A 14,423-nucleotide genomic window follows, 5' to 3' on the forward strand; every position below is an offset into this window, starting at 1 on the left:
TGTGTCCCCTTCTCTATCGTGCGACGTAGCCGCCGTCGACCGGCACGCTGACGCCGGTGATGTTGCGGGCGTCATCCGAGGCGAGAAACAGGGCAGCCGCAGCGACATCCTCGGGATCGATGTACCGACCAAGAGGATGCTGCTTCGCAACTCGTTCGTATGCCGCGGATGCGGCGCCCTCGTCCGCGGGTATGTCCATGAAATTAGTGCTCGGCATTCCAGCCGGGCATACCGCGTTCACCCTGATGTCGTACGGTGCCGATTCGACCGCAACAGCCCGAGTGAGCTGGATGACCCCGCCCTTTATTGCACCGTAAACGGTGCCGCCCCAGCCGACCATGCCCGCAACCGAGGCAGTATTGACGATTGCGCCCGGCGTTCCCTGTGCCCGAAATTGCCGCACAGCATGTTTGGTGCCAAGAAACACTCCTTTGAAATTGACCGTTGTCAGCTTCTCGAATTCCTCGACGGTATGGTCCTCGAAACGCAGACCTGGCCGGGGGGTGGCGATCCCGGCATTGTTGAACATCACGTCGAGTCGCCCGTATTCACGCACTGCGGCTGCGATAGCCGCACCGACCTCGCTTTCGGATGTCACGTCGCAATGCACGGCAATGGCATTGTTTCCGTCTTGCTCGACGAGACGAACTGTTTCCTTGGCCCATTCGTCGTTGACGTCGGCACACACGACGTTGGCGCCCCGGCGGGCGAACAGAATCGCCGACGCACGGCCGACGCCTGAGCCCGCACCGGTTATGACAACTGATTTGTTTTGAAGTTGCATTGCTGAGGTCCTCTACGGGTGTGGGTACGAGCGTTCGGTGGTCACCAGTTGTTCACGCTGAGATGTTTGATCTCCTGGTATGTGCGTAGACCGTCGACGCCTCGTTCGCGGCCTAGTCCGCTCTCCTTGTAGCCCCCGGACGAGGCGTAGGCGTTCGCGCCCAGCCCGTTGACGTTGATTGCTCCCGCGCGGATTCTGCGCGCAGCTGCAGTGGCCGCTAGGAGATCCGGGCTGTAGACCTGTCCGGAGAGACCGTATGGAGAATCGTTGGCGATGGCGATTGCCTCGTCTACCGTGTCGTAGCCGATGACGGTGACGACGGGGCCGAAGATTTCCTCCTGTGCCGCGGGGTTGGAATTGTCCGGCACGTCGAGGATTGTCGGCTCGAAGTAATACCCGACGGGCAAATTCTTCGGACGCTTCCCGCCGCTCACCACACGCCCGCCGTGTGAGACCGAGCGTTTGACGTAGGACTCGCAGCGCTCACGCTGACCCGCGGAGATCAACGGCCCCATGGAGGTGGAGAGGTCGGTGGGATCCCCGATGGTCAGCCGGGCCGCGATGGCTGCGCCCTTCTCCAACACCTCGGACTTACGGTCGTGGGGCACCAACATTCTGGTGGCGGCCACGCAGGCCTGACCCGCATGGTTGCCGAAGACCGTGGGTAAACCCATGGGTGCCTTGTCCACACCGTCGGGTAGATACAACTGGACGGACTTGCCGCCGAGCTCGAGCATCACACGCTTGATGGTCGCGGCGGCTTGCTTCATGATCACTTTGCCAACCCCCGAGGAACCGGTGAAGCTGATCTGGTCAACCGCTGGATGCGAGGTCATCAGCGCTGACCCTTCGAACCCTGCCTCCACGACGATGTTCAAAACCCCCGGCGGCAAACCCGCCGCCTCGGCGGCTTCAGCGAACACCAACGCGGACAGAGGAGTGAAGGGGCTCGGTCGCATCACCACGGTGTTACCGGTGAGCAACGCGGGGATCGCTTTCCACGCATTCATCCAGAACGGACAGTTGTACGCAGAAATGCAGGACACGACGCCCACAGGCTCGTACGTCATCACACTGAGACCGACCGAGTTGGTGGCGACAGCCAGATCGAGTGGCCGCGGACTGTATTCCTCTTCCGGCAAGCTCAGATAGAGATCCACGGTCTGTCGCATCTGGACGATGGCGTGGTCCAATTGCGCCGAACCCAGCATCCGCGTCGTCGCACCTGTCTCCTGCTGGATGGAATGCCCCAGCGCAGTGTGAATTTCTTCGAAATAGTCGAGCATTCGAAGTATGTAGTTCGCTCGGACGCGCCGATCCGCCCAAGCCCAATCGCCCTGGTCGAATGCCCGCCGCGCCGCCAAGATGGCAGACTCGGTTTGCTCGACGGACGTCGTCTCTACTTCGACGAACGATTCCTCGGTCGCAGGGTTGACAACTGCTAGTGGTTCACCCTCGCCGACAACGGATTTACCGTCGATGTACGGCGACCTGGTAGTGATGAGCATACTCATTCTGCTCCTGTCGACAAAGAGATCGGCGGCCTGCTGCAGATCACGGCCTTGCAAGCCGTCACGGAGGAGCCGGTTCGACCGCGCGCGCTGAGTTGTGAGCCTCGAGCCATCAGCCGAGGTTGGGGACGGTGGGGGTGAAACGGAACAGTTTCTCGGCGTTGCCGCGGAGCAGTTTGTACTGGGTGGCTTCGGGAAGATGCTGAATCTGTTTGCGGGCGACGTTGATGGAGTCGGGCCAGGTGCTATCGGAGTGCGGGTAGTCGGTCTCGAACATGATGTTGTCCTCGCCGATGAGATCGATGTTGGCGATACCGGCCTCGTCCTCGATGAAGCAGCCGTAGACGTGGTCTCTGAACCGTTGGCGGATGTCGAGGTCCATGGGGACCTCGGTGGCGGCATGGCCTTCGAACTTGACGCCTTTGGCGGCCCAGAAACGTTGCTTGGTGTAGACCTGCTCGGCGCGTTCGAGGAAGTACGGAATCCACCCGATATTGCCCTCGGACAGAGCGATTTTCAGGTTGGGATGCTTGGCGAAGTAGTCACTGAAAAGCCACTGCAACATCGTCCCCGCAGTACGGGTCGCCCCCCAGGTGAGATTGGCCATGAAGGGTGCGTCGCTGGCGATGGTAGGCAATTGCGAGGAGGACCCGACATGCATGGAGATGACGAGGTCGTTGTCGGCTGCGGCGGCCATGACGGGGTCCCAGTATCGGCTGGGATCGTTGATGGTCGGAAGGCCCAGAGGTTCGGGGGTTTTCGGAGAACGCGACAGAACGCGCACCCAGAGCAGCGGTACGTTCGATCTCCTTGACAGCCAACTGCGGGTCCCAGAGCGGAATGATCACCAACGGAATGAACCGGCCCGGGTCGGTGGCACACCACTCCTCGAAGATCCAGTCGTTGTAGGCCTGCAAGCAGCGCAACGCAAGATCCTTGTCCTCGGCTTCATAGAAAATCTGACCGCAGAACCGAGGAAAAGACGGGAACCCGAGAGAGGCCAGAATACCGGCCTCGTTCATGTGCTCGAGCCGGACCTTCGGGTCGTAGCACCCAGGATGCATGTCCGCATACGTGATCGCCTCCGGACTGAACTCCTCCCGAGACTTCCCGACCACAGCCGACAGCCCACTGGTGGGAACGATGCGATTCTCGTACACCCACGTCTCCTTGTCACCGTTGCGCACAAGCTTGGGCGCACGGTCACGATCCTTCGACGCGATCCGGTCCTGCCACACATGGGGCGGCTCGAGAATGTGGTCATCGACCGAAATCAACCAGTTCAAATCAGGATTGGCACTCGATGTCGTCAACAGAAAACTCCGTTCGCTCGCTCGGAACCGACGAACAACCAAGTGCCCGTCCGCCTCCGAGAAATGGTGCGGGATACTGGACTCCCGATACCGCCGTAACGAGAATCACACTCTCGTACGATATAGAACGGCACTCTCATTTGCAATGGTTTCGCCACCGAACGGCCTGACGCGGCCCAAAGAAGTGCTGTTGACGCCGCTGGTTCTCCACTGCGCAGTTCACTCGGAGGAGGGTCGGTCGAACCGCTCGTCAGAGCCACACCGCCGAACGGCTGTCGTCGAGGAACTGCGTCTCCGAGGTCACCTCGGCGCTCAATGTTCCGACGCATGCGTCGACAAGGAATCTCGCCAGCGAAAGCCAGTCAGGCTGGTCGACGGACCTTTCCTGCACCCTGCTTTCGTATTCGGCACAGACATCCACCACCATTAATCCCAACATCCAGAACCTCGCCGTCAACACCGAAGTCGGTATATCGGACAACGACTCCCGCACCCGCGCAAGCAGGTCCTCGACGATCGGAGCGTCGGCGGCGGCGTCGGTCAGTAGCGTCTTCGACGACGGTGACGTACGCAGCTGCCGAATGAAACGCGCATGCCAGCTCACCCTGCCTGCCGCTTCGAGCTGGTCGGTCAAAGGCAGAATCAAGCAACGGAGGAGATCGTGTAGCTGCGGGTCTGGCCGGAGACTCTCGACCATTTCTCGACGCCGCACGGCAGTGTTGCCTGCCTGCCTTCTGACAATCGCCGCGAGCAGCCCGTCGCGACCGCCGAAATGGTAATTGACGGCCGAGTGGTTGGCATTGCCGGCGTGCTCTGCAATTTGCCGACTCGATACTGCGTCGATGCCGTGCGTAGCGAACAGTTCCTCTGCCGCATCGACCAGAGTCGCCTTGACTCGGTCTGTATAAGTTCCCACTTCTGGTCGTCCCCGTTCGTCGCTGAGCCAGCGTGTCACCACTGCGACCAGCGTCACCGAAGTTCCACTTGGCAAGTTTAAGACATGTGGCGTAACTTTTGAAGTCAGGCCGTAAGAATTTTTTTCGCACTTCACCTGGACGCACAGCGGCCTGGTCGACGTTCAGCGCGGCAAACCCAACTCAGGAGCACCTCTCCATGACAACGATCGAGTCCGAGCTCGGCCCCCCCGACGGCCCCGACCAATCCGAAGCCGACGCTGCACGCGCCCGTAAAGAAGACATCGGCCGTGTAGTCGCGATGTTCGTACTTCCGTTCATCATGGTGTCGATGATGATCACGGGTTACCTGGCAGCGATGCACGCCCCAGCGCCTCATGACATGCCGATTGCCGTCGCGGGCAACGCTCAGTTGGCCGAAGACTTCGCTCGGTCCCTGCAGAGCGACAACCCTGATGCAGTCGACGTGCGCATCGTTGCCGATGACGCCACCGCCCGCGAGCTAGTCCTCTCGCGTGAGGTCGCGGGCGCGGTGACAGTGCAGAACAGCGCAGCAAGCGTCTACACAGCCGGAGCTGCAGGTGCCTCGCAGGCGTCGTCTGTCAGCGAATTGGTCGTCCCCGAGGTCCTCGCGCAGAATCTGGATCTCACGATCGAGGACCTCGCGGCGCTTCCGAACAACGACATGGCCGGACTGGCAGCAATGTTCATGACGACCGCTTTGATGTTGGCCGGCTACATGCCGCTCAGCATCATGCTGAGCAATTCACCCGAGCTTTTACGCAAACGCAAGGTATTTCCGCTGCTGGCAGGCTGGTCCGCGCTCATAGCTGTTCTAGTGTGGTTCGTCGCAGGACCGGTTCTCGGCGCAGTCGAAGGGAACGCAGGCGTCATCCTCGGAATCAGTTGGCTCGCCGTGTTCGCGGTCGGATCCGTTCAGTTGTTTTTGACAAGGATCTTCGGGCCAATGGCCGTGCTGGTCGGCATGCTCTTATTGATGGTCCTTGGGGTACCCGCGTCCAACATGGGCATGTCGGTATACATGATGCCGTCGCTTTACGGCTGGCTCCATAGCTTCCTTCCCGCTGCAGCGACGGGCGAGGCGCTGCGTTCGGTGCAGTACTTCGATGGTGACGGAGTTGGCATTCACATCTTCGTGCTCGCCATCGGGGCAGCGATCGCAATCGCACTGACGTTTTCGGTCGACGCGGTGAAGCGTCGACGCAACCCCGACAACATCGACCCCGAGGTCACGCTCGAATCCCTGACTGCGGGCCCGCGACCCAAGAGCGACGCGGTGCGCTACCTCACGCTGGCGAGCTTCCCACTTGCGATGGTCGTATTGATGTTTTCGGTCATGCTCGGCGCCATGTATCAGCCTGCACCGCGCGACCTGCCGGTTGCGGTCGTCGCATCGACCACCGAGCAAGCGCAGCAGGCAGTCGACGGGCTCGAAGAAAACCTGGCGGGCATGTTCGATCTACGTGCTTACGATTCCGCAGATCGAGCGACAGACGACGTTCGCGACCGCACAGTCGTCGGCGCTTACGTATTGCCTTCGGAGACTTCACCGAACGCTGTTTTGGTCACCAGTGAGGCTGCCGGCGTCAGCCAAATGCAGGTCGTCGACTCGGTGTTCGGTGAAATAGCTTCTGGTCAGCAGGTTCCCCTGGTCATCCAGGACGTCACGCCGCTACCCGGATCCGACTCCATGGGCACCGTCACGCTGTACATGGCGATGGGCTGGATTCTTGCCGGCTTCATGATAATCGTCGTCGGCAGCAGTGCGGCCCCGAAGGTGATGGGACTGAAGACGCTATTGCCCATTGTGGCTGGCTGGTCGGTCTTCATGTCGGCAGTCGTTTGGCTGATCGCCGATCCGATCGTCGGAGCAATCGACGGACACTTCCTACAGCTAATGTGCGCCGGAATAGTGGCAATATTCGCAACAGCAATGTTCACCACCGTTTTCGTACGCCTCCTTGGACTGCTTGCCGTCATCCCGGCGGTAGCAATCTTGATGTTCGTGGGCGTGCCCGCCTCGAACGGGGCGATGTCGATCTTCATGACTCCGAGCGTCTTTCAGTTCCTGCACGGAATATTGCCGATGCCCGCGGCCGTGGAAACGATCCGCTCAATTCTGTACTTCGGCGGTGACACGGTGGGTGAGCACCTCATCGTGTTGGTGATCTGGGGCGTATTGTCTCTCGCCTGCGTTGTCACGATCGACGCCTTTCGCCGCAAAAAGAACTCCGACCGTCTGAATGGGCCGGTGGAATCCGACACGGTTTCCGTGCAGTAAGCGCCTTCGATCCCATGATCGAACTCCAGGGTTTCGCCGCCGCTTCGATGCGAACGAAGCCCTGCAGTTCGCCGGGTCGACGCCTAACCGGTCCCGCTATCGGCGGAGGATCAGACTCAGCGCCTCGGCCCGTGATGCCGAGTTGGATTGCAGCGAACCACGAACCGCTGAAGTCATCGTGGTCGCACCAAGCTTCCTGATTCCACGCATCGCCATGCAGAGATGCTCGGCTTCGATGACGACGATCACTCCGCTCGGGTCAAGCTTCCGCATCAACGCATCGGCTACCTGGCTTGTCAACCGTTCTTGAACCTGTGGGCGTTTCGAGTACAAATCGACCACGCGCGCGAGCTTGGAAAGTCCGGTGACCTTACCGCTGTCCCCTGGGATGTATCCGACATGAGCCCTTCCGTGGAACGACACCAAATGGTGCTCACAGGTGGAAAACATCGGTATGTCACGGACCAGCACGAGCTCCTGATGACCCTCGTCGAAGGTTGTGTCCAGCACCGAGTCTGGATCTATGAGCAGACCCCCGAACTGCTCACGGTACGCACGTGCGACGCGGGCGGGAGTGGCTGCCAGCCCTTCTCGGTCCGGATCCTCGCCAACTGCGATCAACAACTCTCGGACTGCTGCCTCCGCCCTGGCCTGGTCGAAAGCATCGTCCGGCCTTGGCGACGGTCTCCCGCATTCCAACGCCTGACCAGTGTCGTTATGGTCGATCTCGCTGGCCGACAATGCCTCACCTCTGCTCTACTCATCACGCCAACTCGACGTCGCGCACACGTTCGGCGTCTGACTTCTACTGCGTCCGAAGCAGTGAACTTACGTTCATTGCAGTGAACCATGCGCGAGCAACGGATCGGACGGCGGCCATACAACACATGCCGCGCTTGAAGGAGTGCCGCATGCGGGAGTCTCGAACTTCGTCGCCCCCCAGGGCATGGCCAGCTCAACCGACCGGATTCGACGATTCCATAGAATTCAAGCCCCGCCTATGCCATCCTGTCAATGATTGTAATATCGGTGGAGGGAGGAGTTCCGGTGAAGACCAAGGGAGCGTTGCTGTGGGGGCCCGGTACGCGGTCGGGTTGGAGCGTCGAAGACATCGAAATAGATGATCCGCGCGAGCGTGAAGTACTGGTTCGCCTGGCCGCGACCGGTATCTGCCATTCGGACGATCACGTCGACACCGGCGACATCCCCCTTGATTGGGCACCGATTCTGGGAGGCCATGAAGGTGCAGGCATCGTCGAGCAGGTCGGACCTGGAGTTACTGACGTCGAAGTTGGCGACCACGTCGTTTTCTCGTTTCTTCCCGCCTGCGGGAAATGCGTGCCATGCGTAGCGGGTGAGCAGAATTTGTGCGACTTGGGCGCAGGAGTGCTCGGCGGTTTGACGCTCGACGGGTCCCATCGCGTTCATGCCCGCGGTGCAGGAGTCGGAGCGATGTGTTATTTGGGCACATTCAGTCCGTATGTCGTCGCTCCCCTGGATTCCGTAGTGAAGATCGACAAGTCCATTCCGCTCGACAAGGCCGCGCTGGTCGGCTGCTGTGTTCCTACAGGGTGGGGATCTGCGGTGTACGCAGCCGAGACCCGCATCGGAGACACGGTCGTGGTCTTCGGCGTCGGCGGTGTCGGAATGAACGCTGTCCAGGGTGCCAAATTCGCTGGAGCTACACAGATCGTTGCCGTCGATCCTGTCTCTTTCAAGCGCGAGAAAGCGAAAGAATTCGGTGCTACACACACGGCCGCGAGCGCCGAGGAAGCACTGACGCTCGTGGAAAGTATCACCCGGGGCCGGCTCGCAGATCGCGCAGTCATCACCGTTGGGGTCGGCGAGGGAAAATTGATACAGGGCATGCAGGCAGTGGTACGGAAAGGCGGCGTGATCGTCTGCACCTCGGCTGCGCCCGCGTTGCAGACCGAGATCAGTCTGGACCTGTTAACCCTGACAATGTCGGGAAAACGTCTGCAAGGGGCGCTGTTCGGGTCTTGCGCGCCGCGCAACGACATCCCTATGCTCTTGGATCTCTACATGCGTGGATTGCTGAAATTGGACGAGCTGGTGACGACCAAGTACTCCCTCGAAGAGATCAATCAGGCGATGGCCGATCTGCGCGATGGCAAGAACATTCGCGGTCTTATCGTCTTCGACCAGTAAGCCGGAAATTGCCCGGCAACCAACCAAGTGGTTGCACTGTTCGACGAGCTTTGGACGTCGGACGCAACCGTTTTTCAACCACTACAACGAAAGAAAACTTTGTCCGACAGACGATTTGACGGAGTAACCGCGGTGATGTCGGGCGGCAGCCGCGGCATTGGACTAGCGATTGCAACCGAACTCGCACGCGGCGGTGCGAATCTGGTGCTTCTGGCGAAAACCGATACGCCACACCCCCGACTGCCCGGCACCATTCATACAGCTGTGGCTGAGATCGAAGCTGCGGGAGGTCGTGCAGTGGGAGTCGTCGGCGACGTTCGCAACGACGAAGATGTCGTACGGGCGGCTCGCACTGCTGCCGACGAATTCGGCGGGGTCGACATCTGCATCAACAACGCAAGTGTGCTCAACCTGTCGGCGACCGAAGAGCTGCCTCTCAAGCGATTCGATTTGATTCAACAAGTCAATGTGCGCGGCACTTTTGCGTTGACACAAGCATGCTTGCCCTACTTGAAGAAGTCCACATCGGCACATATTCTCACGCTGTCTCCACCGCTGAACATGTCCGAGGAATGGCTGGGAAAACACCCGGGTTACACACTGGGAAAGTACGGAATGACGCTGTTGGCAATGGGCTTCGCGGCCGAATTCAAGGAGTCCGGCATCGCGAGCAACTGTCTGTGGCCGGAGACCACAATTGCTACCGCTGCGGTGAAGAACCTCCTCGGCGGCGAGGAGGGCACCGCGCATGCACGAAGTCCTCAGATAATGGCCGATGCTGCAGCTGCAATTCTGTCCCATACTCCCGGCCACCGGTCCGGGCGAACACTCATCGACGTCGATGTGCTCGCGGAGGCCGGAACAACAGACCTCACACCGTACGGCGGCGTCGAACCACTCGACTACGACATCTTCGTCGACCCTCGCTGATCAACAGCTAGGGACTTCGAGCACGGTTTCAAATCCATCCGAAAGAGGTTGATAGTGTCTCGACAGCAAACCCTCTGGCGCAGTCGCTTCGCGTCCGGCGCAATCGCCGTAACCAGCATCTTCGCGCTCGCGGCCACGGGTTGTAGTAGTTCGATGCCTTCGGATGCCGAACCGGCTGCCGGCGCAACGGGCGACCCTGTTCCCGGAGGAGCGGCCGAAGTGATGCAAACCAGTGAGCCTAGGTCTCTCGACCCCGCCGTTCTCGGCAATACAACGTCTACCCAGGGCTTCCTGGGCAACGCGCTGTACGGCACCCTCTTGATCAACGACGTCGAGACCACCGAGATCGAGGGCCAGATGGCCACCGACTTCGTCACCGACGACGGCGGCACGACCTTCACGTTGACACTCCAGCCGGACCTTACGTTCACCGATGGGACGCCGCTGGATGCAGAGGCGGTGAAGTTCAATTGGGATCGCCTCACCGACCGGACGCTCGGATCGTTGTCCATCGATCAAGCTTCTGCGGTTGCCGCGACTGCGGTCATCGACGAGGTCACGTTGACGGCGACCCTGAAAGCGCCGAACCCGCATTTTGCTCAGGCTGTGGTCAATTCGTCGATGAACTGGATTGCTTCGCCGACCGCGCTGGCCCTCCCACCGGAAACGTTCAACGAGAATCCGGTGGGCGCAGGCCCCTTCACCCTGACCTCCTGGGCACGCCAGGACGTCATGGAGTTGGTCAAGAACCCGGACTTCTGGGATGCTCCGCGGCCGTATCTGGACAGCATTTCCTTGCGGACGTCCAATGATTCTCAGCAACGCGTCAATACGTTGATCTCGGGGGGCGTGGACTTGGTCATGGACTCGAGCTGGACGAGCGTCGCGAAAGCAAAAGAAGCGGGCCTGGTCGCTGACTTGGTACCGGTGGGCGGGGGGCTATACCTGACGATGAATACCCGCGAGGCGCCCTTCGACGATATTCGGGCACGACAGGCAATTTCGATGGCTGTCGACCTGCAGTCGATGAACCTCGCGATGTACAACGGTGCCGGTACGGTACCGGAAACGCTGTTTCCCGAGGCCTCGCCATTCTTCACCGACACCGCCTTGACTACCCATGACCCTGAACGTGCACAGGAGTTATTCGACGAGTTGGCCGCAGAGGGAAAGCCGGTCCAGTTCACTGCTACCGCTTTTTCGACACTGGAGAACAAAGCCAGTGCCGAGAATCTGCAAACGCAGTTGAGTGCTTTCGACAACGTCGACGTGCAGGTCGAGGTAGTCGACTTCCCCACCGGTTTCGCGAAGTTCGCTTCCTCGGACTTTCAGGTGATGCCGTCGTCGGCGCACATCCAGGACCCCGATATGGCATTGTCACGTAGCTTCCAGAGCGGGTCTCCCAGGAATGAATCTGGAATCTCCGATCCCCAACTCGACGAAGCGTTGGCAACTGGTCGCTACGCCGAAACTGTCGAGGAACGTACCGCGGCATACGAGGTCGTGCAGGATCGCCTTGCCGAACTGCGTCCGGTCATCTTCCTGACCCGTTCGGTCCTGGCTGTTTTGAGCAGTACGGACGTAGGCGGGATCCGGCAGTACGGCACAGGATCATTGCTGCCGGCGGAAATCTGGATCAACGACTGACATCGCACGAAGAGCGGCGCCGACGACCGTGTCATTCACAACGATGCCGACAGATGCGGGGCGTCCTTCACCACAGCACTCAACAATTCGTCCACCGCCCTCACGCGCGCGAGTCCGACCAGCTCGCGCGGCGCAGCAATCCAGAAAGTGCGATCGACCGAGAAGTGTTCCGGGAGCACTCTGATGAGAGTCGGGTCAGGCTCGCCGATGTAACTGGGCAACGGGGCTATACCGAGGCCGTGGCGCGCAGCGAGAAGGTGTCCCTTGATGAAGTTCGCCTGAATGCGCGCTTTGTCGTCGGGAGAATCGAGTCAGTACCAACCAGTTCTCTGTCGACGCGCACTAGAACACCCGAGCTTCTCTATCGACGCAGAACCGGCCAGAGCCTGCAGCCATACGGTCCGCCAATCCTGTGCCCGTGACGCGTGCAATCAACTGACGGAGGACACGTCATGCCCCCTACTGCCTTTCCGCCGTCCCGGCCACGGCCGCCAATGCGGTGTCGGGTGTGTGGGCTGCAGCACAGCCACACGGAGTGGGCTTTCACGGCTCACTCGACCGGCTCGCCCCCGAAGACCTCTGCCCGCCGCTGCGCCTCTGCGCTCCTGCGCGGCGTCGGCGCACCCATTGAAAACCACCGACTTCCGTGGGGTCTGCCCGCGCGGCTGGTCGCAGTGCGGTGTCAAGAACACCACCCTGTAGCGACCCGACGCCAGCGCACCGTGCATGACCCTGATCGTCGGCAGTGCGAAACGCCCACCCGCACAGGGCTTGGTGCTTCCCTCAGCGCATCGCGTCGAACGTCGTGCACCCGATAACACGTTGCCGGGTGGTCGGTGGGGCCATACGGAACGGGCAAATTACCTCGAGCTGGCTGGTTCATCCTCCGTTTACCGGTTGGTTGTAGGTGTGTCCGTTGATGGTGGTGGTCATGGTGCCGGTGGCACGCATAACGTTGTCTCTCTTTGTCTGTCGGTCGAGGGTGAATCCCTCAGGGCTGGTTACAACAGTCCCGTCATAGAGACCGGAGATCGTCAAGTCGGCTTTCCATGTGATGTCCGACAGCGGCGAATCTTGATATATCTCAGCGCTTTGCGGGCCATTGATGATGAGTTCGCCGTCGTCGGTGAATTCGTCGAAGACAACGGAGATCGACATGGTGCGCGTGCCTTTGTCATTCGCCGTCACGGTGATATCAGCAACGCCACCCGCGGCTCCGTTCATGGTGTAAGTCCCGGCCGGAATGCTCGGGCGGGGCGGCATCGGTTGGCCGGGTGTGTAGTCGATGCCCCATTCCACGATCGTCGCCGGTTTTACGTCGACTGGATCCTTGGCGGTGAAGCCGTCGAATTTTGCCACGACGATTCGGGAGTTCGGCTCACCTGGAGACATCTGCGGGCAGGGAAGCGGATTCTCGCCGCCGCACGCTGGTGCCTGAACGATCTGTTCGGCTCACACGGCACCTGTTCCGTCCGCCAACCACGCCGGGGCGGCGGATGCGTTTCAGTTCAGGTCGTTGTCGTACGAGAGCTGCTGACTCTTCAGGGTGTCGGTGTCCACGAGGTAAGGCTGGAAGAAGCGGCGTTCGCTGTTGTTGCGCATGCCTGAGATGTAGCCCGCAAGCGGCAATTCGTCGATGATCGGTGGGATCCCGGGGGCGCCGGCGACAAAGTCGAGACGACCGGACCCCATGGTATTGAGGGCCAGCATGTGCTTCCCGGCCGGCAAGGTCATTAGGGGGTCCACATAACCCGCATGGCGGGTGAGGGGGCGAGACTTTCCGTCGACCAGGTCCGTCGCTATTGCATCCCCCAACGGTCGGACGTGACAGGCCCGCTTGACCGACCGCGGATTTACTTCCTGCCTGCGTCAGCGAGACGGCGTTCGGCTGGTTTCGTAGGGCGCACGCCGTGCGTGATTGCTACCGTAGGCGTTGGCCGAGATCATGGCGAGTGCCGCGTGGGGCCCTGTGTGTAGATCTGGGCTTTGCAGCGGCGGAAGGTGCAAACAATCATCGGTCTCACCGACAGCGTGGGCGTCTTCGCAAGACTGGATTTGTGACATCGGTCCTGCGAAAGGGGTTGCGCGGCGATTAGCTAGTCGACAATAGACATTATGTAGGTTTGAGTGAGACTGCCGCTCTTGCAATGTCATTGACGGAACAATTGCGTAATGTTCTTATCACGGGAGCCACCTCCCCAGAGTGGCAGCAACCACCACACAAGGGCAATTCAGGACTCTCGAGCTCACCTCGTACACGCGGTTTCGCGCAGAGATCCGGGGATGCCGTCCACGATAGATGTTGCCGCCAGTCCGAAGGTGGTCTCGACTGCGGCCGATTCGAAGCGATATGGCGTAGTGCACTGCGTACCCTCCCACCCACTTTTCTCTGTCCTGATCTCGATGCCAGGCATCGGAATCAGGACAGCAGCACGCATCCTCCTCGAAGTCGGTGACGGTTCGGCATTCAAAACAGCAGGACACCTGGCCGCCTACGCCGGCATCGCACCCGTGACCCACCGATCCGGCACCTCGATCCGAGGTGAGCACCCTGCAAGATCGGGCAACCGCAAACTCAAACGAGCGTTGTTCCTTTCGGCCTTCGCCGCACTGCACGACCCCACCAGTCGTGCCTACTACGACCGCAAACGCGCCGAAGGCAAGAGACACAACGCAGCGCTCATCTGCCTCGCCCGCCGCCGATGCGACGTCCTAAATCGCCATGCTCAAGACTAAAACCCTCTACCAACCGCCCACTACTCATGCCGCATGACAGAAACCATAGGGACACCCCCGACGCGTCCGGTCGAGCACAAAGGAACGCAGCAGCGGGATAGGAGCTGCGCTACAACG

11 protein-coding genes and 2 pseudogenes are annotated in these 14,423 nt (G+C 60.4%); 5 read left to right on the top strand and 8 right to left on the bottom strand.

The window, feature by feature from the left end; translation table 11 throughout:
- Positions 1 to 13: 13 nt before the first annotated feature.
- From D8W71_RS21205 to D8W71_RS21220, 4 genes and pseudogenes are all read right to left on the bottom strand, one after another.
- The gene (locus D8W71_RS21205; protein ID WP_121116304.1) at positions 14 to 784 is read right to left on the bottom strand and encodes an SDR family NAD(P)-dependent oxidoreductase; all 771 of its coding nucleotides are present in this window, start codon (positions 782 to 784) and stop codon (positions 14 to 16) included.
- A 41-nt stretch (positions 785 to 825) separates the two neighbouring features.
- Positions 826 to 2,298: an aldehyde dehydrogenase family protein gene (locus tag D8W71_RS21210; protein WP_121119706.1), complete on the bottom strand. Its 1,473-nt coding sequence runs from the start codon at positions 2,296 to 2,298 to the stop codon at positions 826 to 828.
- Positions 2,299 to 2,407: 109 nt separating this feature from the next.
- Positions 2,408 to 3,608, bottom strand: a pseudogene (locus D8W71_RS21215) (amidohydrolase family protein).
- A 250-nt stretch (positions 3,609 to 3,858) separates the two neighbouring features.
- Positions 3,859 to 4,581 (bottom strand): TetR/AcrR family transcriptional regulator, encoded by a 723-nt coding sequence (locus tag D8W71_RS21220; RefSeq protein ID WP_236077541.1) that lies wholly within the window; start codon positions 4,579 to 4,581, stop codon positions 3,859 to 3,861.
- 140 nt (positions 4,582 to 4,721) lie between these two features.
- Between D8W71_RS21220 and D8W71_RS21225 the strand changes: the two genes are divergently transcribed.
- On the top strand, positions 4,722 to 6,824 hold the full coding sequence (locus tag D8W71_RS21225) for an ABC transporter permease (protein WP_121116308.1): 2,103 nt from the start codon (positions 4,722 to 4,724) through the stop codon (positions 6,822 to 6,824).
- Positions 6,825 to 6,920: 96 nt separating this feature from the next.
- On the opposite strand, the gene folE is transcribed toward D8W71_RS21225, so the two are convergent.
- On the bottom strand, positions 6,921 to 7,523 hold the full coding sequence (folE, locus tag D8W71_RS21230; protein ID WP_236078111.1) for a GTP cyclohydrolase I FolE: 603 nt from the start codon (positions 7,521 to 7,523) through the stop codon (positions 6,921 to 6,923).
- Positions 7,524 to 7,871: 348 nt separating this feature from the next.
- On the opposite strand from folE, the gene D8W71_RS21235 reads away from it, so the two are divergent.
- The 3 genes from D8W71_RS21235 (at position 7,872) to D8W71_RS21245 (ending at position 11,570) form a co-directional block, all read left to right on the top strand.
- A complete protein-coding gene (locus D8W71_RS21235) occupies positions 7,872 to 8,993 on the top strand; it encodes an NDMA-dependent alcohol dehydrogenase (protein ID WP_121116312.1) in 1,122 nt (373 codons plus the stop codon).
- A 99-nt stretch (positions 8,994 to 9,092) separates the two neighbouring features.
- Entirely contained in the window at positions 9,093 to 9,923 is an 831-nt protein-coding gene (locus D8W71_RS21240) for an SDR family oxidoreductase (protein WP_121119708.1), read from the top strand.
- 54 nt (positions 9,924 to 9,977) lie between these two features.
- Positions 9,978 to 11,570, top strand: coding sequence for an ABC transporter substrate-binding protein (locus D8W71_RS21245; protein WP_236077542.1), 1,593 nt, complete (start codon positions 9,978 to 9,980; stop codon positions 11,568 to 11,570).
- 35 nt (positions 11,571 to 11,605) lie between these two features.
- Here D8W71_RS21245 and D8W71_RS28040 read toward each other — a convergent pair whose 3' ends face one another.
- The 3 genes from D8W71_RS28040 to D8W71_RS21260 all read right to left on the bottom strand — a co-directional run bounded on the left by D8W71_RS28040 (position 11,606) and on the right by D8W71_RS21260 (position 13,304).
- Positions 11,606 to 11,749, bottom strand: coding sequence for a hypothetical protein (locus D8W71_RS28040; protein ID WP_236077543.1), 144 nt, complete (start codon positions 11,747 to 11,749; stop codon positions 11,606 to 11,608).
- A gap of 700 nt (positions 11,750 to 12,449) precedes the next feature.
- Entirely contained in the window at positions 12,450 to 12,929 is a 480-nt protein-coding gene (locus D8W71_RS21255) for a hypothetical protein (protein WP_121116316.1), read from the bottom strand.
- Between the two features lie 144 nt (positions 12,930 to 13,073).
- On the bottom strand, positions 13,074 to 13,304 hold the full coding sequence (locus D8W71_RS21260; protein WP_153275407.1) for a hypothetical protein: 231 nt from the start codon (positions 13,302 to 13,304) through the stop codon (positions 13,074 to 13,076).
- 639 nt (positions 13,305 to 13,943) lie between these two features.
- Here D8W71_RS21260 and D8W71_RS21265 point away from each other — a divergent pair.
- A pseudogene (locus D8W71_RS21265) lies at positions 13,944 to 14,343 on the top strand (transposase); the annotation flags it as partial.
- Positions 14,344 to 14,423: the final 80 nt, after the last annotated feature.

It is taken from the genome of Rhodococcus sp. P1Y, assembly GCF_003641205.1.
In the GTDB taxonomy this organism is placed as follows: Bacteria; Actinomycetota; Actinomycetes; order Mycobacteriales; family Mycobacteriaceae; genus Rhodococcoides.

What these genes read in the sequence shown, in the direction of transcription:
- D8W71_RS21205 (WP_121116304.1), bottom strand. Translation starts at nt 784, where the DNA reads ATGCAACTTCAAAACAAATCAGTTGTCATAACCGGTGCGGGCTCAGGC.
- D8W71_RS21210 (WP_121119706.1), bottom strand. Translation starts at nt 2,298, where the DNA reads ATGAGTATGCTCATCACTACCAGGTCGCCGTACATCGACGGTAAATCC.
- D8W71_RS21225 (WP_121116308.1), top strand. Translation starts at nt 4,722, where the DNA reads ATGACAACGATCGAGTCCGAGCTCGGCCCCCCCGACGGCCCCGACCAA.
- D8W71_RS21260 (WP_153275407.1), bottom strand. Translation starts at nt 13,304, where the DNA reads ATGACCTTGCCGGCCGGGAAGCACATGCTGGCCCTCAATACCATGGGG.